At 71.0% G+C, this 19,675-nt stretch carries 20 protein-coding genes and 1 pseudogene; 8 read left to right on the top strand and 13 right to left on the bottom strand.

Annotated features, from left to right (window positions below; all coding sequences use genetic code 11):
• Positions 1-658: 658 nt before the first annotated feature.
• Positions 659-1,171 carry a DUF664 domain-containing protein gene (locus ACFY9I_RS07520; protein ID WP_390998119.1) on the bottom strand — a complete coding sequence of 171 codons (513 nt, stop codon included), beginning with the start codon at positions 1,169-1,171 and terminating at the stop codon, positions 659-661.
• A gap of 73 nt (positions 1,172-1,244) precedes the next feature.
• Here ACFY9I_RS07520 and ACFY9I_RS07515 point away from each other — a divergent pair, with 73 nt between their 5' ends.
• A complete protein-coding gene (locus tag ACFY9I_RS07515) occupies positions 1,245-2,153 on the top strand; it encodes a Gfo/Idh/MocA family oxidoreductase (protein ID WP_390997916.1) in 909 nt (302 codons plus the stop codon).
• On the opposite strand, the gene lnt is transcribed toward ACFY9I_RS07515, so the two are convergent.
• Together lnt and ACFY9I_RS07505 are read right to left on the bottom strand one after the other, a co-directional pair.
• The gene (gene lnt / locus ACFY9I_RS07510) at positions 2,074-3,639 is read right to left on the bottom strand and encodes an apolipoprotein N-acyltransferase (protein WP_390997914.1); all 1,566 of its coding nucleotides are present in this window, start codon (positions 3,637-3,639) and stop codon (positions 2,074-2,076) included. The genes ACFY9I_RS07515 and lnt overlap by 80 nt on opposite strands.
• Before the next feature lie 118 nt (positions 3,640-3,757).
• A complete protein-coding gene (locus ACFY9I_RS07505) occupies positions 3,758-4,252 on the bottom strand; it encodes a nuclear transport factor 2 family protein (RefSeq protein ID WP_390997911.1) in 495 nt (164 codons plus the stop codon).
• Positions 4,253-4,491: 239 nt separating this feature from the next.
• Here ACFY9I_RS07505 and ACFY9I_RS07500 point away from each other — a divergent pair, with 239 nt between their 5' ends.
• Complete coding sequence (locus ACFY9I_RS07500; RefSeq protein WP_390997909.1) at positions 4,492-5,115, top strand: DUF4291 family protein; 624 nt, start codon at positions 4,492-4,494, stop codon at positions 5,113-5,115.
• A gap of 69 nt (positions 5,116-5,184) precedes the next feature.
• On the opposite strand, the gene ACFY9I_RS07495 is transcribed toward ACFY9I_RS07500, so the two are convergent.
• Entirely contained in the window at positions 5,185-6,153 is a 969-nt protein-coding gene (locus ACFY9I_RS07495; RefSeq protein WP_390997907.1) for an expansin EXLX1 family cellulose-binding protein, read from the bottom strand.
• A 247-nt stretch (positions 6,154-6,400) separates the two neighbouring features.
• Here ACFY9I_RS07495 and ACFY9I_RS07490 point away from each other — a divergent pair, with 247 nt between their 5' ends.
• On the top strand, positions 6,401-7,141 hold the full coding sequence (locus ACFY9I_RS07490; RefSeq protein WP_390997904.1) for an SDR family oxidoreductase: 741 nt from the start codon (positions 6,401-6,403) through the stop codon (positions 7,139-7,141).
• Between the two features lie 3 nt (positions 7,142-7,144).
• Here the strand turns inward: ACFY9I_RS07490 and ACFY9I_RS07485 are convergent, their stop codons facing one another.
• The 7 genes and pseudogenes from ACFY9I_RS07485 to ACFY9I_RS07455 form a co-directional block, all read right to left on the bottom strand.
• Positions 7,145-7,735: an AAA family ATPase gene (locus tag ACFY9I_RS07485; RefSeq protein ID WP_390997901.1), complete on the bottom strand. Its 591-nt coding sequence runs from the start codon at positions 7,733-7,735 to the stop codon at positions 7,145-7,147.
• On the bottom strand, positions 7,732-7,911 hold the full coding sequence (locus ACFY9I_RS07480) for a hypothetical protein (RefSeq protein WP_390997899.1): 180 nt from the start codon (positions 7,909-7,911) through the stop codon (positions 7,732-7,734). Before ACFY9I_RS07480 ends, ACFY9I_RS07485 begins: the two co-directional genes overlap by 4 nt.
• A 136-nt stretch (positions 7,912-8,047) precedes the next feature.
• Positions 8,048-8,179: pseudogene (locus tag ACFY9I_RS07475) on the bottom strand (undecaprenyl-diphosphatase); the annotation flags it as partial.
• Positions 8,170-8,712: a hypothetical protein gene (locus ACFY9I_RS07470; protein ID WP_390997897.1), complete on the bottom strand. Its 543-nt coding sequence runs from the start codon at positions 8,710-8,712 to the stop codon at positions 8,170-8,172. The gene ACFY9I_RS07470 and the pseudogene ACFY9I_RS07475, both read right to left, overlap by 10 nt.
• Before the next feature lie 849 nt (positions 8,713-9,561).
• Entirely contained in the window at positions 9,562-9,849 is a 288-nt protein-coding gene (locus tag ACFY9I_RS07465) for a hypothetical protein (RefSeq protein ID WP_390997894.1), read from the bottom strand.
• Between the two features lie 43 nt (positions 9,850-9,892).
• On the bottom strand, positions 9,893-10,456 hold the full coding sequence (locus ACFY9I_RS07460) for a helix-turn-helix domain-containing protein (RefSeq protein ID WP_390998116.1): 564 nt from the start codon (positions 10,454-10,456) through the stop codon (positions 9,893-9,895).
• Between the two features lie 425 nt (positions 10,457-10,881).
• Complete coding sequence (locus ACFY9I_RS07455; protein ID WP_390997891.1) at positions 10,882-11,757, bottom strand: undecaprenyl-diphosphate phosphatase; 876 nt, start codon at positions 11,755-11,757, stop codon at positions 10,882-10,884.
• 488 nt (positions 11,758-12,245) lie between these two features.
• On the opposite strand from ACFY9I_RS07455, the gene ACFY9I_RS07450 reads away from it, so the two are divergent.
• From ACFY9I_RS07450 to ACFY9I_RS07440, 3 genes are read left to right on the top strand one after another with little or no spacing between them, the layout of a single operon-like run.
• Positions 12,246-13,478, top strand: a complete 1,233-nt coding sequence (locus ACFY9I_RS07450) for a Gfo/Idh/MocA family oxidoreductase (protein ID WP_390997888.1) — start codon at positions 12,246-12,248, stop codon at positions 13,476-13,478.
• Positions 13,475-14,410, top strand: coding sequence for a DUF6807 family protein (locus ACFY9I_RS07445; protein ID WP_390997885.1), 936 nt, complete (start codon positions 13,475-13,477; stop codon positions 14,408-14,410). Before ACFY9I_RS07450 ends, ACFY9I_RS07445 begins: the two co-directional genes overlap by 4 nt.
• Complete coding sequence (locus ACFY9I_RS07440; protein ID WP_390997883.1) at positions 14,404-15,117, top strand: cupin domain-containing protein; 714 nt, start codon at positions 14,404-14,406, stop codon at positions 15,115-15,117. Before ACFY9I_RS07445 ends, ACFY9I_RS07440 begins: the two co-directional genes overlap by 7 nt.
• Before the next feature lie 158 nt (positions 15,118-15,275).
• On the opposite strand, the gene ACFY9I_RS07435 is transcribed toward ACFY9I_RS07440, so the two are convergent.
• Complete coding sequence (locus tag ACFY9I_RS07435) at positions 15,276-15,743, bottom strand: winged helix-turn-helix transcriptional regulator (protein WP_390997880.1); 468 nt, start codon at positions 15,741-15,743, stop codon at positions 15,276-15,278.
• 91 nt (positions 15,744-15,834) lie between these two features.
• Here ACFY9I_RS07435 and ACFY9I_RS07430 point away from each other — a divergent pair, with 91 nt between their 5' ends.
• Positions 15,835-17,004 carry an acetyl-CoA C-acyltransferase gene (locus ACFY9I_RS07430; protein WP_390997878.1) on the top strand — a complete coding sequence of 390 codons (1,170 nt, stop codon included), beginning with the start codon at positions 15,835-15,837 and terminating at the stop codon, positions 17,002-17,004.
• 144 nt (positions 17,005-17,148) lie between these two features.
• On the opposite strand, the gene ACFY9I_RS07425 is transcribed toward ACFY9I_RS07430, so the two are convergent.
• Positions 17,149-17,931, bottom strand: coding sequence for a VTT domain-containing protein (locus tag ACFY9I_RS07425; RefSeq protein ID WP_390997876.1), 783 nt, complete (start codon positions 17,929-17,931; stop codon positions 17,149-17,151).
• A 513-nt stretch (positions 17,932-18,444) separates the two neighbouring features.
• Here ACFY9I_RS07425 and tuf point away from each other — a divergent pair.
• Positions 18,445-19,614 carry an elongation factor Tu gene (tuf, locus tag ACFY9I_RS07420; RefSeq protein ID WP_390997873.1) on the top strand — a complete coding sequence of 390 codons (1,170 nt, stop codon included), beginning with the start codon at positions 18,445-18,447 and terminating at the stop codon, positions 19,612-19,614.
• The last annotated feature ends 61 nt before the right edge of the window (positions 19,615-19,675 follow it).

Here is a 19,675-nt window from a genome sequence, read left to right as displayed (position 1 = left end):
CGCAACTCTGCTGTGTCCGGGGCGCTTTGGGGAGGGGAGGGGCGAAGGATGCCCCCACATGGGTGACGCGCGGGCCCGCCTGCGACGCCGGGGCTACGCGAGGGTGCGCTCGGACACCGTCGGGCGCGTGGTCGCGCCGCGGCGTCCGAGGGGGTGTCGGCCCGGGGTGTCGCGCCGGGGCGTCCAAGGGGGCCTCGGCCCGGGGTGTCGCCCCGTTGCGGCGGCGCCGCTTGGGGCGTTTCCGGGCTGGTGGAGGTCTGGCCCGCGCACCGCCGGCTCGCCTCGCTCCCACTGCGCGCCGCCGACTGGTAGGACGCCACGCGTCGTGTCCGGTCCCCGGCTGACGGCCTCCGGCGAAGTCCTTGTGGGCCGGCCTTCGCTTCGTGGGCTCGGTCTGGCGGCCTCGTCTCGACTGCTTCCGCCTGATGGTTACCGCCTGATGGCTTCCGACCGATGCCCACCGCTCGACAGCGCAGGCGCCGCTCGCGGTGCGTGCCGCGCGGGCGGGCTGCCCGCCTTCGTCCGTCACCTCAGGTACATGGTCGCTGGGGCTGGGGCTGGGGCTGGGGCTGGGGCTGGGGCTGGGGCTGGGGCTGGGGCCGGGTGCGGGCGGGGGCCGGGTGCCCGGTGCCGCTGGGGATTCGGGCGCCCGTGGTCGTCAGTACCCCGTGGTGCCGTCGATCCGCTCCCGGAGCAGGTCCGCGTGTCCGTTGTGCCGGGCGTACTCCTCGATCATGTGGGTGTAGATCCACCGCAGGCTCGGCGCCTCGCCGGTCCGCCGGGTCTCCGCCTTGCTGACGTCGTCCAGCGCGAAGCCCTCCGCGTTGCGCCGGGCGACCGCGATCTCTTCCTGCCAGGTGCCGTACGCCTCCTGCCAGGTGTCCGCCTCGGTCAGATGAAACTCGCCGTCCGGGTCCGCCTCGCTGAAGTAGATCGGCCCCGCGTCTTCGTCCACGAGTACCTTGCGGAACCAGATGCGTTCGACCTCGGCCATGTGCCGGACCAGCCCCATCAGGGAGAGCTCCGAGGGCGGGACCGCCGCGGTTCGCAGCCGGGCGTCGTCCAGGCCCTCGCACTTGATCGCGAGGGTTTCGCGGTGGTAGTCGAGCCAGCCTTCGAGCATGGTCCGTTCGCCTGCGGTGACGGAGGGTTCGGTGCGCTGGATTGTCATGTCGGCCATCCTCGCAGTCCCCGTATGCTGCCGACGAGGCATTTTGACGGCACACCGCGGACGGGAGACCCCTGTGAAGGTCGGCTGCATCGGACTCGGCGACATCGCGCAGAAGGCCTATCTCCCGGTGCTCGGAACCCGCCCGGGGCTCGAACTCCACCTGCAGACGCGGACGCCCGCGACCCTCACCCGCGTCGCCGACAGCCTTCACCTCCCGCCCGGACAGCGCCACGCCGACCTGGACACGCTGCTGGCCGAGGGCCTCGACGCGGCCTTCGTGCACGCGCCCACCGGCGCTCACCCCGAGATCGTCGGGCGACTGCTGGAGGCGGGCGTGCCCACGTACGTCGACAAGCCGCTCGCGTACGAACTCGCCGACTCGGAACGGCTCGTACGGCTCGCGGAGGAGCGCAAGGTCGGCCTCGCCGTGGGGTTCAACCGGCGGTACGCGCCCGGATACGCTCAGTGCGCCGACCACCCGCGCGAGCTGATCCTTATGCAGAAGAACCGCATCGGCCTGCCCGAGCTGCCGCGCACGATGATCCTGGACGACTTCATCCATGTCGTCGACACCCTGCGGTTCCTGGTGCCGGGAGAGATCGAGGACATGACCGTACGGGCGCGGACCGAGGGCGGGCTGCTGCACCACGTCGTCCTGCAGCTCTCCGGGGCCGGTTTCACCGCGCTCGGCGTCATGAACCGGCTCAGCGGCTCGGCGGAGGAGGTCCTGGAGGTCTCCGGGCAGGACACCAAGCGGCAGGTCCTGAACCTGGCCGAGGTCGTCGACCACAAGGGGCAGCCGTCCACCAGGCGACGCGGCGACTGGGTGCCGGTGGCCCGGCAGCGCGGCATCGAGCAGGCGGTGCTCGCCTTCCTCGACGCCGTGCGCGCGGGCAGGGTGCTCAGCGCACGGGACGCGCTGGCGACCCATGAGCTGTGCGAGCGGGTGGTGCGGGCGGTGGAGGACCGGTCCGCCGCCTGAGCCGCACGGTCCGTACGCCCTCGAAGGCACTCCACACGAGCAGCACCAGCAGCGCCGCCTGGACCGGCCAGTCGCCGTAGCGGACGTAGAGGGTCGTACCGCTCGCCAGCGGCACCTCGTACACCGCCGTCGTGCTCTCGTCCGTGCCCAGCCAGGAGCCGACGCGTTCGCCGTCCGCTCCGTACACCGCCGAGACGCCGGTGAGCGTCGCATGGGCCATCGGGCGGCCGGTCTCGGCGGCTCGCAGCGCGGCCAGCGAGGCGTGCTGCTCGGGCGCCCAGCTCTGCTGGAACGTCGAGGTCGCCGACTGCGCGAGCAGCAACTCGGCGCCGTCCCGGGCGAGGTGACGGCTCATGTCGGGGAAGGCGGACTCGAAGCAGACCATGGGGCCGATCCGCAGCCCCGTCCCGGAGTCGAACACGACCTGCTCGGTGCCGCGCCTGCGGTCCTCGCCGGCGGCCTCGCCGACCGAGGTGGCCCAGCCGAGCAGGGAGCGCGCCGGGATGTACTCGCCGAAGGGGACCAGGCGCATCTTGTCGTAGCGGTCGCCGGTGGGGCCGTCGGGGCCGACGAGCACAGAGCTCTTGTAGATGCCGGGGCGGTCGGAGCGGCGGGCGTCGACGTTCACGAGGATGTTCGTGTCCGTCTCGCGGGCCAGCGAGGCGATCCGGTCGGCGAGGTCGGGTCGGTCGGCCAGGTCGTAGCCGACGCTGCTCTCGCCCCACACGATCAGGTCCAGGTCCTGTCCCACGAGGCGGCGGGTGAGTGCTTCCTCGCGGGTGAACCGGTTGTCGGGGCCTTCGGTGACACCGGGCTGTACGACGGCGATCCGCGCCTCGTCCCGGAGCTCGGGTCGCGGCGACCACAGCCATACCGCCGAGGTCACGACGGCCGCCGCGACCAGACCGGCGAGTGCGGGCGCCCGCGACCGGCGGACCGCGACCAGCACGGCGACCGCGACATTGACGGCCACGACAAGGAAACTGATCAGCCAGACCCCGCCGACCGAAGCCAGCCGTAGTGCGGGTGCGACCTGCCACTGGCTGGAACCCAGCAGGCCCCATGGGCCGCCGAGGCCCTGCCAGGAGCGGACGAGTTCGATCACGAGCCAGCCGGACGGCACGACCAGCAGGGCAGCGGCCACGCGTCCGGGGGAGGGCGTGCCGACCAGGAACCGGCGCACAAGCCAGGCCCAGGGGGCCCACAGCGAACCGAGCAGTCCGGCGATGACGAAGGTGAACACATGGAGGTTCGGCAGCAGCCAGTGGTGCATGGCCAGCATGAACCCGAAGCCGCCTATCCAGCCGTCGTAGAGTGCCCGGCGGCCGGTCGGAGCGGTGCGCACCACCAGCATCCACGGCACCAGTGCCACGTACGCGAACCACCACAGGTCCGGCGCAGGGAAGGCGAGCACGGGCAGAGCCCCGGCCGCGGCGACGACCACCCGCCGCCGCCATGGAGAGGCCACCCAGTCCGACGTCCTCATCCAGCGCCTCCCTCCCCGGCGATGCGGTCCCTCCAGTGTGCGCGCCGGGGACGATCTCCGACAGGGGGCGTGGGAGGGGGGCGGGGCCCGTGCCATTCCCGGTGACGGGCGCTGCCGCTCAGGTCGGGGACGGGTGAGGGGCGGGGGTGAGGCCCTCCGGGGCGCGGCGCCATTTCTCGTGGACGACCACTTCGTGGAGGCGCCAGCCGTCGGGAGTGCGGACCAGGGCGAAGGCGTAGCGGCCGCCGCAGACGAAGTCCGGGGCGGTGGATCCGCCGTCGTGCCCGGCGAAGCGCATCGGGTTGATGTAGTCGGCCTGGACCTGGGCCGTGTCACCGGTGTCCTGCTCCAGGTACCCGAACCGCACCCGCCGGTTGACGATCAGATGCTGCCGCGTCGGGAAGAGGTCCATGCTCCGCGCCAGCCACCCGGCGACCTGCGCGGCGTCTCCCTCGATGCCGCCGGCCGAGCGGTAGTCGGCGCGGCCGTCCGGTGCGAACAGTTCTCGGTACGCCGTCCAGTCGCCGTCGTCCACCGCCACCGCGTACTCGGTGATCAGGCCGTCGACGGCGAGTCGGTCCATCACGGTCGCGAGCTCCACGCGCTGCGTCATCGGCTCAGTGTTGGGGCAGAGAACGCGCCACGCCAAGGGGCGTGCAGGCAGATGGGGGATATTTCAGGGATCCCGGATGGTCACGGACGAGATCAGGTACGGGAGCACGGACGAGATCACGGACGACGTCAGGGGCGAGATCACGGACGTAACCACGGGAGGGATCAGGCCACCGGGCCCCGCGCACGGCCGTCGATATTCGCTGGCTCGGCGCGCGGTGATGATCGAACCTGGTCTCCGTGAGTGAGAGCGAACGCGAACGTCGACCAGCGCCGGAGCCCAAGTACCGGATCCGCGCCCTTCACACCGAGGACACGGTGACCGTTTACCAGGCGTACCGCCCGGAGATAGGAGGCCCGGCCGCGCGGGACGGTCGTTTTCCGGCCGTGTGGAAGCGCGACCGGATGACTTGGATCAAGCCGTCCTTCCTCTGGATGATGTACCGCTGCGGCTGGGCCCTGAAGGAAGGCCAGGAGACGGTGCTGGCCGTCGAGATCAGTCGCGAGGGCTTCGAGTGGGCCCTGCGCAACTCCTGCCTCTCGCACTACGCGTCGGAGCTGCACGACAGCCGGGCCGCCTGGCAGCGCGAGTTGCGGCGCTCGCCCGCGCGGGTGCAGTGGGACCCGGAGCGCGACCTGCGGCTGAACCCGCTGCCGTACCGCTCGTTGCAGTTGGGGCTGGCGGGCGAGGCGGCGGCCCGGTACGCGGACGAGTGGATCGTCGGCATCGAGGACGTGACGCCGCTCGCCAGAGAGGTGCACGCCCTGGTGCGGGCGGGGGACCTGGACGGGGCGGCTGGGCGGCTGCCCGGGGAACGGCCGTATCCCGTCGCGGACCATCTGCCGGCCCATCTGCCCCGCTGACGCTCGCACGGGGCATAGCCGTTCCCGGAGCCGTTCCCGGAGCCGGAGGCCTTGCGTGGCGTGGCGTGGTCAGTGGGCGGCGAACTGGACACCGGTCGGTTGCGCGACGTCCGGCCGTACGGTGATCCCCTCGACGGTCAGCCGCTCTCCGTAGATGTCGGTGATCCTGATCGCACCGCCGCACCCGCCGCCCTGCTCGGAGAGGAAGTAGTTGTATTCCGTACGGGGCAGTCTGGTCCAGCCGCCGCCGTCGCGGACCTCCAGCCGGGCGACCGGGTTGCGGTGGCCGATCACCTGGATGCCGCACCAGTACTGGCTCGACCCGGTCTTGTAGCGGATCGAGAGCTTGTCCGACGTGCTGGGACTCAGCAGGCTCCAGGTGATCGGTATCTCCCCGCGTGAGGGGGCGGCGAGCTTGGCGAAGGCCTGCGCGCTGAGGTCGAGTTGGCCGGGCCTGCAGGGGGAGGGGCATTCGTTGGTGATCCGTACGGTGACGGAGGCGCCACCCGCCGCCCGGACCTGTACGTACGCACCGCAGGCGCGGGAGACCTCGTAGTCGGTGGTGTTCATCGCCGCGGTCATCACGTCGTCGGTGGGGCCGAAGGAGCAGGCGCCGTCACCGTTCCCGGCGTCGTAGAAGGTGGCGACACCTTCGTACTCGACTCCCGCACGGATGCGCCCCGCCGACGACGCCGAGGCGGACCCCTCCTGGCGGGTGGTGGCGGGCGACGGCCGGGTGGGCGGCTCGGGGGTCGGGGTCGCCGCCGGGGTGGTCGCGGTGGCCGACGGGCTCGGGGACTTCGTGGGAGAAGCGGAAGCCTTCCGCTCCGGCGTCGCGGCAGCCCCGGTCGCCTCGGGGGTGGTCGCGACCTGTCGGGCTCCGGCGTTCCCGACGGCCTCCGCGTCGGTCTCGCGGTCGGTGCCGAGGGCCACGACGAGGGCCGCGGTGAGTCCGACGGCGGCTGCTACGGCCGCGACGGATATGAGGGTGGTGCGTCGCTGGGGCCGGCGGGAGGAGCGGTGGGAACGGGCTGCCACGGTCAAGTCCTTTGCGTCCATGCGTGGTTCGGGAGAACGCGTGCTGTGTGCTGCGTGTGCTGCGTGTGCTACGCGCGTGCTACGTGTGTTTCGTGTGGGGCTCGTGTGAAAGGAGCTTCCCACTCCTCTGTCGCCGCCGAGGCGGAAACGGTTGCCCTCGATGTGACGTGGCGATCCGAGTGTGATCGTAGGATGATCGATCATTATGTGGGGCTGCTGGGCCTGCGCCCGAGTTTGGGAGGTTGGGATGACACGTCCGGTCACCGTGGTCACGGGTGGGAGCAGGGGGATCGGTGCCGCGACCTGCCTGCGGCTCGCGGCCGACGGGCACGACGTGGCCGTGGGGTACGTGAGCGACGGGGCGGCCGCCGAGTGGATCGCCACGGGGGTGCGGGCGAACGGGGCGCGCTGTGTCACGGTCAAGGCGGACACGTCGGTGGAGGCCGATGTGGACCGGCTGTTCGAGACGGCGGCGGATCGGCTGGGACCGGTGACGGGGCTGGTCAACAACGCGGGCGTGACGGGGCCGTTCGGGAGGCTGGCGGACACCGACACGGAGGTGCTGCGGCGGGTGGTGGAGGTCAACCTCCTCGGGGTGCTGCTGTGTTCGCGCCGCGCGGCCAAGGTGATGGCGGCCTGGGGGAGCGGCGTCATCGTGAACGTGTCCTCGGCGGCGGCCACGTTGGGCAGTCCAGGTGAGTACGTGCACTACGCGGCGACCAAGGCCGCGGTCGACACGCTGACGACGGGCCTCGCGAAGGAACTCGGCCCGGACGGCATCCGGGTCAACGCGGTAGCCCCCGGGGTGATCGACACCGAGATCCACGCACGGATGGGCGATCCGGAGCGCCCCGATCGCATCGCCGCCTCCGTACCCCTCCGCCGCCCCGGCCGCGCCGACGAGATCGCCTCGGCCATCGCCTGGCTCATGTCCCCGGAGGCCTCGTACACGACGGGCGCGGTGCTCCGTGTGGCGGGAGGCCGTTGAGCGTCAGCCGCGTCGTCCGTCGGCCAGCCGTTGGAAGGCGGTCGGCGTGGGCCGCGTGGTCAGGAACTCCTTGATGCGCACAGCGCAAGGGAGCGGTTCCACCCGGCTCGTGTCGCATTCGATGTCGTAGAGCCGGTGTGTGTGCACCTGTTCCCACTGGCGCGCCGCGAGCCCCGGCGGCCGGTCTCCCCGCTCCCGCTCGCGCCGTTCGAGTTCGGTGCGGGGGCAGTGCACGCCGACGAACACGACGTCCTGCGGCACGAAGAGGTCGAGGCAGTCCCACAGCCGCCATTCCTCGCTCAGGACGTGGTCCATGACGACGTTGTTGCCCGCGGCGGCCATGCCGGCGATCGCGCGGTGGTAACCCCGCCACGTGCGGTGCAGCACGCTGGTGAGCCGGTCCGGCGGCATCTCCCGGCCCGTCCGCATGGCGTGGAACGCGTCGACAGGAATGTGGAAGTACGGCTCGTCGAGGATCTGGAGCAGTTCCTTGGCGATGCTCGATTTCCCCGAACTGGAGGTGCCGTTCAGGAAGATGATCAGTCCGCCGGGCGTGTGGGTCGACATGGCGGTGGCCGGGCCCGGCAGGGTCATGCCGCCTCGATCATGTCTCCGCGTATCGCCGCTGCCCATTCCACGACCAGTAGTTCGTACTCCGCGCGCTCCTGTGCCGACAGGGATCCGCCCGCGCGCCGCCACAGGGCTCGGATCTGGTCGTTTAAGTCGGCGGCAGAGCGCACGGAACCACGGGTGATGACTTCGGGGGACATGCGGACAAGAGTAGGCGCCCGGACTGACAGTGCGCTACTGGGCGGCTACGGATGCCGTATGTGGTTGGTCACGGAAGGGAGTTGGGGGGAGGGGGCCTTTCGCCGGGCGCGGTTCGCTGCGGTGCCCGGTCCTCGGTCAGCCCGCCGACTCGCCCGCGTGCGGGCTCAGCACGCCCATGGAGACCAGGACGATGATGACGATGCCGAGGGCGATGCGGTACCAGACGAAGGGCATGAAGCTTTTGGTGGAGATGAACTTCATGAACCAGTGCCTCGCGTCAAAGATTCAGCAGCCCTGACCTGCGAATTCATCCACTCTCGAAGATCAACAGGGAGAGGAGTGGGAGAGACGGGCTCCCAATCCGCCGGGAGCGTCGCCACGAACCGCAGCCAACGAGCCTGCAACGCGGCCATGATGCGCTTCTCCATGCCCACTGTCACGTTCGAGTACGGGCCCTCGACGCCGGCCACCTCGTGCCCCATCCGCGACTCGACCGCGATCCGGATCGGCACGTCCTCGTCCACCCACTCCTTGTGCCCGTGCCGGAGCAAGTACACCCGCTTACCAGCCCAGTTCTTCACCGGCTCCCAACCGGGCAGCCAACGACGCGAGGCCCCCTTGCCCTTGCCCACACCTGTGGACGGGGTGCGGCGTTCCTTCTGCCCGTCGGCGATCTTCCGCCAGTAGGCGTAGGTGAAGTTCGCCTTGGCGAGTTCTCCGCTATTGCTTGACGGAAACACGTAGTCAAAGTCGTGGGACTTCATCAGCAGCGACAGGAGCTCCGCGAGAAACGGCGGCACCCCGATCGTCCGTCGCGACTCGGGGAGCGGGAGGCGAAGGAGAAGCAGGAGGCCGAGTAGCGGGCGGCTGACCGGCGCGCCGCCGACCGCCGACTGATCTTCTCGGCGCTGATCGCCCCAGTGCTGATGCTTTTGCTGACCCTGTATCTCACCAGCCAGGGGACCGGGACATGACAGCGGACCATGCGAGTCAGGCGCAACGGCATCGGCAGGACGACGCCAAATTCGCGGTGTTCGCTGTGCTGGTGCTGGCGGGATTTGTGCTGCTAGCTCTGTGGGTGCAGGGGCTGGCGCAGGACCGGGATGCGCTGGCGCGGCAGGTGCAGCAGTTGGGGGGTACTCCGGTAGCGGGGCCCCCGAGTTTGCGTGGGGAGCCTGGCGAGCCGGGTGTGGGGGTGACGGGTCCGCCGGGTGTTCCGGGCCGGGACGGCGTTGGACGGCGCGGATGGGGCTGTGGGGAGTCCGGGCCCGTCTGGTTCGCCGGGGGGCGACGGGAGCGACGGGGCCGACGGTAAGCCGGGCGCGGTGGGCCCGTCGGGGGCGCCGGGTCCTGCTGGTCCTCCGGGTCCGCAGGGTGAACCAAGTCCTGCTGGCCCTCAGGGCGAGCCGGGCGCGGATGGGGCTGATGGGGTGAATGGCGAGGATGGGCAGTCGTGTCCGGACGGGTACTCGCTTCAGGCGCCGGCGTACGACGAGGAGGTGCTCGTCTGCCGGAAGGACCCGGCCCCGGATCCGGGGCCAGGCGAGGGGACTCCGCAGGCTGCGGGCGCGTTGGATCCGCAGCGGCGCGTGTACGCCTGACGTGGATCCACCGCCGGTCAGGCGCCGAGCGCGCGGCTCCGGTGTGTGTCAGACGGCGTGCTTCTGTTCGCGCTTGTGCTCGCGCAGTTCGCGGACGCTGGCGGTGAGGGTGCCTTCTTGCTGCTCGTAGTGGGAGAGGGCGAGGCCGAGGCCGAAGAAGGTGGGGGCCCATTCGCCGACGAAGATGCCCCACCGGTCGGCACGGGCGAGGCCGCCGACGGGTTCGGCTTTGAGGCTGGTGACCCAGGAGGCGACGGAGAGGCCGATCGAGGTGAGGGCGGCCACGTAGGCGTGTTCGCTGCGGATGCCCATGTCGTGCATCTTTTTGATGATCATGGTGTGCTCCGTTCAAGTAGCGGACATCAGGTGTCGAAGTGCCCTAAAGCGGGACAGTCACACCTCTGGTTCCGCCGCTGCTCGGCGCCCCCGCGTACGTGCGAGACCTGCGTCGAAACCCCCGGGGCCTGCCAAACCGCCGCCACCCTGCGGCAACTCGTACGAGAGCACAGCCGATGAGCCTGCCACCCGCCACCGAGCTGACCCGGCGGCATCGACGGCTGCGGCGCTGTGTACTTCCGCAAGCGGCCATGCCGGAAGCTGCCGTACCAGTCGGCCCCGGCCGTCCTCGACGGGCGCCTCCGGCGTTGAGATCCCCTCGGCGCCGGCTGGATCCCCGGCGTGCGAGGTGGCTGCCCCGATAGTTGTGCCGGGACGGGGCGGCCTGGGTGGGCCCGCCGCTGACGTCCCCCGTCGCGGCGGCGGGCTCACCGCACCAATCCGAGAGCGGCACACCGATCCCGTCAGCGAGTAGGACGAGGTCAGCGGTATCGGGCAGTCGGTGGCCGTTCTCCCACCGGCTGATGCTCTTCACATCGCAGTTGATGCGCTCCGCGAGCCGCTGCTGAGTAAGGCCGGCTTGTTCGCGGGCGTTGCGGAGTTGCATCCCGATGGCCCGGCAGCGGGTGAGGCCCCAGTCGGGTGGGGTACCCGGCACGAGCTGCATGTTTGTGCCAGTCAGGCCGTCCGTCCGTCGTGAGCACCCCCTCGTAGGCGGGCGGGCGGTACCTGTCCCTCTCCGCCCGCTTCTGATCAAAACCGCCCGATCGGGTGACACGCGTGACCGTGACATATGTATGACTCACGGAGTTGGATGGGGTGGCCAGGGCGGGGGATGCTCTCACCCTCCAGGTGGAACTAGTTCGCGAAGACGCCCCCGCAGGATCGTCCTGCGGGGGCTCTTTGGCGTCCCCGAATGGGAGAGTGGGAGACGAATGGGAGATGATCAAGGAAGTCGGGCCGGAAGTACCGCTAGTTTCCGCGAGTATCCGCTAGGTCGCGATAGCGGCAACCGTCGCCCGACCGACCCAATCAGCCCCCTGATTCACCGGCGTGAGGACTGATCACGCCCGTGCTGACCAGCGCAATGATGACGATGCCGAGGGCGATGCGGTACCAGACGAAGGGCATGAAGCTCTTGGTGGAGATGAACTTCATGAACCACGCGATGACCGCGTAGCCGACGAAGAAGGCGATGACCGTGGCGAAGACGGTCGGGCCCCAGGAGACGTGACCGCCCTCCATCGCGTCCTTGAGCTCGTAACCGCCGGAGGCGAGGACGGCGGGGATGGCGAGGAGGAAGGAGTAGCGGGCCGCGGCCTCACGCTTGTAGCCCATGAGGAGGCCGCCGCTGATGGTCGCGCCGGAGCGGGAGACACCGGGGATCAGGGCCATGGCCTGGCAGAGGCCGAAGATGAGGCCGTCCTTGACCGTGAGCTGGTCGAGGGTCTTGCGCTCCTTGATGGCCCGGTGCTTGCCACCCGTCTCGTCGCGCGCGGCCAGGCGGTCCGCGACGCCCAGCACGATGCCCATGACGATCAGCATGGTCGCGGTGATGCGCAGATCGCGGAACGGGCCCTCGATCTGGTCCTTGAGGGTCACGCCGAGGGCACCGATCGGAATCGAGCCGACGATTACCAGCCAGCCCATCTGGGCGTCCCGGTCGCCGCGCAGCTCCTTGTTGAACAGAGAGCGGGACCACGCCGAGATGATGTTGGCGATGTCCTTGCGGAAGTAGATGAGCACCGCGGCCTCGGTGCCGATCTGTGTGATCGCGGTGAAGGCCGCTCCCGGGTCCTCCCAGCCGGAGAACGCCGCGGTCAGGCGCAGGTGCGCGCTGGAGGAGATGGGGAGGAATTCGGTCAGCCCCTGGACGAGTCCGAGGATGAGAGATTCAAACCAAGACATGAAGTTACGTGGTCCAAGCGCTGATCGTGGAGGGCCGGCGGAGGACGTGCCGCGCCGCGGGGCGGGTGATCACAGGTGCTGGGGGCAGCCTAGCGCCCCTTGGGGACGGGGCCGTCACAGGGGTTTCCCAGGGCCGGCCGGGGGCGCGCGGCAGAGGGACGGAGGGCGCGCTGAGTAAAAACTCGAGGGCGCTCTGAGGAGGTGTGGAGGGCCGGTGGAGGGGAGGTGGGCGCCGTTACCCGAGGAGGGGCGGGCGTGTGCCCGGAAGAAGGGTGGATGGCCCGCGGAGGAGGGGGCGGGGGCGTACCGAAGGAGGGTGGCGGCCGGTGTTCCGAGGCGTGGAACGGCTGGATCCGCGGTGTTGACCAGTCACTATGTCCGCACATACGTTGCTGACGAGGGAAAGCGCTTGCCGTTGTGAGGGTCGCCGTTCCGCCGGAACCCCCGCCACCAGGCGTTGGCCAACGTCCGACGTCACGTTCGATGGAGTGCTGATCACGTCCATGTCCACACCCGGCAACGACCCGAGCCCGACTCCGGACCACCGACCGAACCGCCCCCCGGCCCCCCTGGCCGGCCGCCGCGTACGCGCCGCGATCATCGGCGTCGGCGCCATCGGCGGCGGCTCGCATCTGCCCGCGCTCGCGCGGCTCGCCGAGGAGGGCGAGACCGAGGTCGTCGCGGCGGTCGACATCGACGCCGACGCGGTGGCGAAGTTCTGCGCCGAGCACGGCATCCCGCACGGCTACACCGACCTGGACCGCATGCTGGCGGAGCAGCGGCCCGACCTGGTCAGCGTCTGCACCCCACCGACCCTGCACCGTGACCAGACGATCGCCGCGCTGCGGGCGGGCGCCTGGGTGTGGTGCGAGAAACCCCCGGTGCCGACGCTCGCCGACTTCGACGCAGTCGAGGCCGAGGAAGGCGCGGAGACCGGCGGGCCATACGCCTCGATCGTCTTCCAGCACCGTTTCGGCTCCGGCTCGCGGCACGTACGGAAGCTGCTCGCCGAGCGGAGCCTCGGACGCCCGCTCGTCGCCCACTGCCAGACCACCTGGTACCGGAACACCGCCTACTACGCCGTGCCCTGGCGCGGCCGTTGGGCCACCGAGGGCGGCGGTCCCGCCATGGGCCACGGCATCCACCAGATGGACCTGCTGCTCGATCTGCTCGGCCCCTGGAGCGAGGTCCGGGCGATGGCCGGGCGCCTGGTCCACGACGTGGAGACCGAGGACGTCTCGACCGCCCTCGTCCGCTTCGAGAGCGGCGCCCTGGCCACCGTCGTCAACAGCGTCCTCAGCCCCGACGAGGTCAGTCGCATCCGCATCGACTGCGAGCGCGCCACCGTCGAGCTGACCCATCTGTACGGCCACTCCAACGCCAACTGGTCCATCGTCCCCGTTCCGGGCACCCCGGAGGCGGACGCGGCGGCCTGGCGCGACTTCGGCGAGGACGTGCCCAGCTCGCACCTGGCGCAGCTCCGCGAACTCGTGGCGAGCATGCGCGCGGGCGAGCGGCCGCGCAGCAGCGGCGCCGACGGGCGTACGAGCCTGGAGCTGATCGCCGCGCTGTACAAATCGGCGTTCACGGACACGACCGTACGGCGTGGGGAGATCGGGCCCGGGGACCCGTACTACACGGCCATGCACGGAGGCGCCCCCGGCTGGGCGCCCGTGCCCGTCCAGGCGAGCGCCGACGCGACCGAGGAGATCTCCGCATGACCTTCCATGACGGGCTGCGCGTCGTCCACGCCCACGGGGACCGGATCACGGTCACCGAGCCCGGTACCGGCGTCGAGCTGTTGAGCTACGTCTACCGGCCGGAGGCGGCCTGGGAGGCCCCTAAGCCGTATCTGCACCCGGTCCGGACGCTGGCCGGGGACGTGGTCACCGACTTCCGCCCCAACGACCACCGCTGGCACAAGGGTCTGCAACTGACGGCCTCGCACCTGTCGGGCCAGAACCTGTGGGGCGGCAACTCGTACGTGCACGGCGAAGGCTATCTGCCCCTGCCGGAGCGGGTCGGCTCGATGGCGCACGCCGGCTTCGACGTCGTCGAGTCGGACGGGGAGCGGGTCGTGATCGCCGAGCGGCTGACCTGGCACCCGTACACCGGGGAACTGTGGGCCGACGAGGAGCGCCGGATCGAGATCCACGACGTGGACACCGAGTCGGGGTCCTGGGCGCTGACCTGGACGAGCGCGATCACCAACCGCCGCGAGGAACCACTGCTGTTCGGCAGCCCCACCACCGCCGGGCGCGAGATGGCCGGTTACACGGGCCTGTTCTGGCGCGGGCCCCGTGCCTTCCGGGACGGGCGGATCATCGGCCCCGACGCGGAGGGACCCGAGCTGATGGGCGAGCAGGCCCCGTGGCTCGCCTACTCCGGCGAACACGACGGCACCGACGGACACGCCACGCTCGTCTTCGCGCACGCCCCCGAGAACGACCACACGGGGGCCGGCGGCGCCCACCCCGCCCACTGGTTCGTCCGCAACGATCCCTTCGCCGCCGTCGCCCCCTCCTGGGCGTTCTTCGAGGAGTTGGAGCTGGCTCCCGGCGACACGCTCACCCGCCGCTACCGGGTGGTCGTGGCGGACGGGGCGTGGGAGCGGGAGGAGATCGCCAAGTACCTGGAGGCACACCCGTGGTGAACGGCTACGAGGGACTGCCGGGCGGCGTCGCCCTCTCGCACCTGTCCGTGTACGACTGGCCCGCCGCCGACGGGGTCTGCGGCGGAACTCCCCACATGCACCTGACCTGTTCGGAGGCGTACGTCGTCACCGGCGGGCGGGGCGCGGTGCAGACGCTGACGACCTCCGGGTACGAGGTCACGCCACTGGCGCCGGGGACGGTCGCCTGGTTCACGCCCGGCACCATCCACCGGCTGGTCAACGAGGACGACCTGCGCATCACCGTCCTCATGCAGAACAGTGGTCTGCCGGAGGCGGGCGACGCCGTGCTCACCCTGCCGCCCCCGTACCTGGCCGACCCGGAGACGTACGCGGCCGCCACCCGCATTCCGGTGGACGCGCCGGAGGAGGAGCGGGAGCGGGTCGCCCGGGCCCGGCGGGACCTCGCGCTGGAGGGGTACCGGGAGCTGCGGGACGCGTCCGGGCCCGAGCCGCTCGCCGCTTTCCACCGGGCCGCAGCGGCGCTCGTACGGCCACGGCTCGCGGAGTGGCGGGCGCGATGGGAGCGGGGGGCGCGGGCGGCTGCCGCCGCGACCGGGGAGCAGTTGGGCCGGCTGGAACGGGGGGACGTGTCCCATCTGGCCGATGCCGGGGTGTGGGCCGAAGAGCCCGTGGTGCGTGGGAAGTTCGGGATGTGTGGGCGGTTGGACGTCTATCAGGGGGACTGACGGCGGGGATCAAGGAGCCTCGTTCCCGGGGAGAACTGCGGTGGGGGCGGCTGCGGGGCGGATGTGGCTGGTCGCGCGGTTCCCCGCGCCGAGGTGCCGCGCCCCGGGGGAGGAAGCGGTGACCCCGGGGCGGCGGAGCGTGGTCACCCTGACGGGGCCTAGGTGGTCGGGCCTTTCACCGACCAGCCCGGGGACTGGGGACGGGCCTTGAGGTCCTCGTGGTGGATCTCGCCGCCGCAGGCCGTGCAGGTGACCGCCGGGACCAGTTCATTGCCGCAGTCGTGCTCGATCACCATGGGGCGATCGTCGTCTTTCCGGAGATGGCGGTCGCCCCACGCCATGAGCGTCATCAGGACCGGCTCCAGTTCGAGGCCCGCCTTGGTCGGCCGGTACTCGAAGCGCTGCGGGCGCTCGCTGTAGACGTGCTTCTCCAGGACACCCGCGTCCACCAGGCGCCTCAGGCGTGTCGCCAGTACGTCGCGCGGGGCGCCGATGTTGCGGACCAGTTGGTCGAAGCGGCCGTTGCCGAGGCAGACCTCGCGCAGGACCAGCAGGGAGTGCTTCTCACCGACGATCGCCAGGGCATCGGCGATGGAACAGGGGCGCGGGTCTCCGGAGGCGGGCATGGGCCCAGTCTAGGGGAGAGTTTGTTTTTCCAATCCATAAAGCTATGGTGAGTTTGGATTCCCTACTCGCTGGTGGTTAGTGGAGGCCGATATGCATGACGCCGTGATCGTCGAAGCCGTACGCACGCCCATGGGCAAGGGCAGGCCCGACGGGTCCCTCGCCCACATCCACCCCGTGGAACTGCTCGCCCACACCCTGCGCGGCCTCGTCGACCGCGCGGGCGTCGACCCGGCCCTCGTGGACGACGTCATCGGCGGCACCGTCGACCAGGTCGGCGAGCAGGCCATGAACACCACCCGGTACGCCGTCCTGTCGGCCGGCTTCCCGGAGACGGTGCCCGCCACCACCGTCGACCGACAGTGCGGCTCCTCCCAGCAGGCCGTGCACTTCGCGGCCCAGGGCGTCATGTCGGGCGCGTACGACATGGTTGTCGCCTGTGGGGTCGAGTCGATGAGCCGGGTGCCGATGTGGTCCAACGTCCCGCCGGGCAAGGACCCGTTCGGCCCCGGTGTCGCCGCGCGCTACCCCGACGGGCTCGTTCCGCAGGGCATCAGCGCCGAGCTGATCGCCGCGAAGTGGTCGCTCACCCGTGAGCGGATGGACGAGTTCGCGGTGGCCTCACATCGCAGGGCCGCGGCGGCGTGGGAGGGCGGGCTCTTCGACGCGGAGGTCGCGCCCCTGGACGGTGTGCCGAGGGACGAGTGCGTACGGCCCGGCAGTACCCCCGAGATCCTCGCCGGGCTGCGGTCTGCCTTCCACGACCCCGGGTTCGCCGAGCGTTTCCCGCAGATCGAGTGGAACATCACCGCGGGCAACTCCAGCCCTGTCAACGACGGGGCGGCGGCCGTCCTCATCACGTCCGGTGAGACGGCCGCCAGGCTCGGTCTGCGTCCCCTCGCCCGGTTGCACAGCTTCGCCGTCACCGGGTCCGATCCGCTGCTGATGCTCACGGGTGTCGTACCGGCCACGGAGAAGGTGCTGCGCCGGGCCGGGCTGACGATCGACGACATCGACCTGTTCGAGGTGAACGAGGCGTTCGCCAGCGTGGTTCTCGCCTGGCAGCAGGAGACGGGGGCCGATCTGGCGAAGGTCAACGTCCACGGGGGCGCCATCGCTCTGGGACATCCGCTGGGAGCGAGTGGCGCGCGGCTGACCACGACGCTGGTGCACGCCATGCGGGGGCGCGGCGCCCGCTACGGGCTGCAGACCATGTGTGAGGCGGGTGGCCTGGCCAACGCGATGGTGCTGGAAGCGGTCTGAAGGGCCGGGGAGGTCGTTCGGTGGGTGCGGGTGCGGGTGCGGGTGCGGGTGCGGGTGCGGGTGCGGCCGCGCGGCGGAGCCGCCCAGTGACACCGCCCCGCGCCGTGTGGGGACGGTCCTGAGGGCCGATCCCCCGTTCAGCCGTCAGCGGCCCCGCAGGTGGTGGCGCTTGCGCCAGGCCACCGCCGCGCCGATCAGCGCCGGGATCGCGATGCAGGCCATGGCGATGAGGAAGGCGGGGGAGGTCGGGGTCGAGGCGCGGGCGCCGGCCACGGCGTACGCGGCCGTGTTGGGGATCGAACCGAGGGCGGTGGCCAGGAGGAAGGGAAGGTAGCCCATGCGGGAGACGGAGGCGCAGTAGTTGGCCGCCCAGAACGGGACCCCGGGGAACAGACGGGCCGCCAGCATCGAGCGGAAGCCGTGGCGGCTGAGCTGGCCGTCGGCCGTCTTGAGCCAGCGGTGGCGCAGGAGGGGGCGGAGGGCGTCCTGGCCGAGGAGGCGGCCCAGACCGAAGGCCATACCGGCGCCGAGAACCGTGCCCGCGAGTGCCGAGGCCAGACCCCACTGGGAGCCGAAAAGGGCGCCCGCCGCGAGGTTGAGGATCGGACGGGGCACGAAGGCGACCGTGCACAACCCGTACGCCACCGCGAAGACCATGGCCGCCGCGGCCCCGTTCAGTTGGGGAGGCCAGCCTTCGGCGAGCAGCCGCTGCGGCTCGAACAGCAGCACCGTCGACACGGCGCCCAGGAGCAGCGCCACGAGCAGCGAGAAACGCGCCCAGGGCGAGAGCAGTACTCTGCCCCAACGGGCGGCACGTCCCAGCGGCACGGCTGCGACGGCGACGGGTGCGACGACGGCGAGCTCCGTGGCGGCGGTCCGGGGAAGGACCGTGGCGGTGCCCCCTGAGCGGGTGGTGGCATCGAGCATTCGACGACGGTAACCGACCCATGTGTGTGTATGCCGTACGGAACGTCTCACCGGCGTCACAGCAGGCGGAACAGCGGGCTCGCCGGGCACGGCGGACCAGGGGCTGTGAACGGCACCGCGCACCGTGCTGCCTGCGCCTTCCGGAACACGCACGGCGGCCCGACCCCGTTCGTCCCGTGCGTCCTCCTGTGAAGCATCTCTCTTCGGCCGTACCTGTGAACTCGCCCGTACCGAAAACCATTCGACGAGGGCCGGCACGTCGACGATGATCGACGTCATGTTCCGGCACGCCTTCGTTCTCGCTGCATCCGCGACAGTCGCGGATGCCCCGAAGGCTGCCCTTCTGATCGTCGTGGCCGCCGCAGACGGCGCCCGAAGCTGACCCTTCCCGGAGATTCCGGCGGACCCCGCAGGGGGAGGGTCGGCAAGTCCTTGGGGTCCCCGTCCCGGCCGCGCCCGTAGTCGCGCCGGGGCCATCACTCAGTACCGCTGAAGAGACTTCGAGGTACCGCCATGTCCAAGACGGCTTACGTCCGCACCAAACCGCACCTCAACATCGGCACGATGGGCCATGTCGACCACGGCAAGACCACCCTGACCGCCGCCATCACCAAGGTCCTCGCCGAGCGCGGGACGGGCACGTTCGTGCCGTTCGACCGCATCGACCGCGCCCCGGAGGAGGCGGCGCGCGGCATCACCATCAACATCGCGCACGTCGAGTACGAGACCGACACCCGCCACTACGCGCACGTGGACATGCCCGGTCACGCCGACTACGTCAAGAACATGGTCACCGGTGCCGCGCAGCTCGACGGGGCGATCCTCGTCGTCTCCGCGCTCGACGGGATCATGCCGCAGACCGCCGAGCACGTGCTGCTCGCCCGGCAGGTGGGCGTGGACCACATCGTGGTCGCCCTCAACAAGGCCGACGCGGGCGACGAGGAGCTCATCGACCTCGTCGAGCTGGAGGTCCGCGAGCTGCTCACCGCGCACGGGTACGGCGGTGACTCCGTACCCGTCGTCCGGGTCTCCGGGCTCAAGGCGCTCGAGGGGGACCCGCGGTGGACGGCGTCGATCGACGCGCTCCTGGACGCGGTGGACACCTACGTCCCGATGCCCGAGCGGTATCTGGACGCGCCGTTCCTGTTGTCGGTGGAGAACGTCCTCACCATCACCGGCCGGGGGACCGTCGTCACCGGTGCCGTCGAGCGGGGGACCGTCCACGTGGGCGACCGGGTCGAGGTGCTCGGCGCCGAGGTGGAGACCGTGGTCACCGGCCTGGAGACCTTCGGCAAGCCGATGAGTGAGGCGCAGGCCGGGGACAACGTGGCACTGCTGCTGCGCGGGCTGCCACGGGACTCCGTCCGGCGCGGGCATGTCGTGGCGGCGCCCGGCAGTGTGGTGCCCCGGCGGCGGTTCACGGCGCAGGTGTATGTGCTGTCGGCGCGCGAGGGCGGGCGTACGACTCCGATCTCGACCGGGTACCGGCCGCAGTTCTACATCCGTACGGCGGATGTGGTCGGGGACGTCGACCTCGGGGAGATCGCCGTGGCGCGGCCCGGCGACCGGGTCACGATGAGTGTGGAGCTGGGCCGGGAGGTTCCTTTGGAGCCGGGGCTCGGGTTCGCGATCCGTGAGGGCGGTCGGACCGTGGGTGCGGGGACCGTGACGGCCGTTCAGTAGGTGAGGTGCGGGGGTGTGGGGATCCGCGGGCCGGTCGTGCCTGGTCGCGCGGTTGCCCGCG

Source organism: Streptomyces sp. NPDC012510, from assembly GCF_042955065.1.
Classification (GTDB): Bacteria; Actinomycetota; Actinomycetes; order Streptomycetales; family Streptomycetaceae; genus Streptomyces.
Note: the sequence above shows the minus strand (reverse complement) of the source record. Positions and strands in the feature narration are given on the sequence as shown.

What these genes read in the sequence shown, in the direction of transcription:
- ACFY9I_RS07520 (WP_390998119.1), bottom strand. Translation starts at nt 1,171, where the DNA reads ATGACAATCCAGCGCACCGAACCCTCCGTCACCGCAGGCGAACGGACC.
- lnt (WP_390997914.1), bottom strand. Translation starts at nt 3,639, where the DNA reads ATGAGGACGTCGGACTGGGTGGCCTCTCCATGGCGGCGGCGGGTGGTC.
- ACFY9I_RS07505 (WP_390997911.1), bottom strand. Translation starts at nt 4,252, where the DNA reads ATGACGCAGCGCGTGGAGCTCGCGACCGTGATGGACCGACTCGCCGTC.
- ACFY9I_RS07490 (WP_390997904.1), top strand. Translation starts at nt 6,401, where the DNA reads ATGACACGTCCGGTCACCGTGGTCACGGGTGGGAGCAGGGGGATCGGT.
- ACFY9I_RS07485 (WP_390997901.1), bottom strand. Translation starts at nt 7,735, where the DNA reads ATGACCCTGCCGGGCCCGGCCACCGCCATGTCGACCCACACGCCCGGC.
- ACFY9I_RS07480 (WP_390997899.1), bottom strand. Translation starts at nt 7,911, where the DNA reads ATGTCCCCCGAAGTCATCACCCGTGGTTCCGTGCGCTCTGCCGCCGAC.
- ACFY9I_RS07465 (WP_390997894.1), bottom strand. Translation starts at nt 9,849, where the DNA reads ATGATCATCAAAAAGATGCACGACATGGGCATCCGCAGCGAACACGCC.
- ACFY9I_RS07460 (WP_390998116.1), bottom strand. Translation starts at nt 10,456, where the DNA reads ATGCAACTCCGCAACGCCCGCGAACAAGCCGGCCTTACTCAGCAGCGG.
- ACFY9I_RS07455 (WP_390997891.1), bottom strand. Translation starts at nt 11,757, where the DNA reads ATGTCTTGGTTTGAATCTCTCATCCTCGGACTCGTCCAGGGGCTGACC.
- ACFY9I_RS07445 (WP_390997885.1), top strand. Translation starts at nt 13,475, where the DNA reads ATGACCTTCCATGACGGGCTGCGCGTCGTCCACGCCCACGGGGACCGG.
- ACFY9I_RS07435 (WP_390997880.1), bottom strand. Translation starts at nt 15,743, where the DNA reads ATGCCCGCCTCCGGAGACCCGCGCCCCTGTTCCATCGCCGATGCCCTG.
- ACFY9I_RS07430 (WP_390997878.1), top strand. Translation starts at nt 15,835, where the DNA reads ATGCATGACGCCGTGATCGTCGAAGCCGTACGCACGCCCATGGGCAAG.
- ACFY9I_RS07425 (WP_390997876.1), bottom strand. Translation starts at nt 17,931, where the DNA reads ATGCTCGATGCCACCACCCGCTCAGGGGGCACCGCCACGGTCCTTCCC.
- tuf (WP_390997873.1), top strand. Translation starts at nt 18,445, where the DNA reads ATGTCCAAGACGGCTTACGTCCGCACCAAACCGCACCTCAACATCGGC.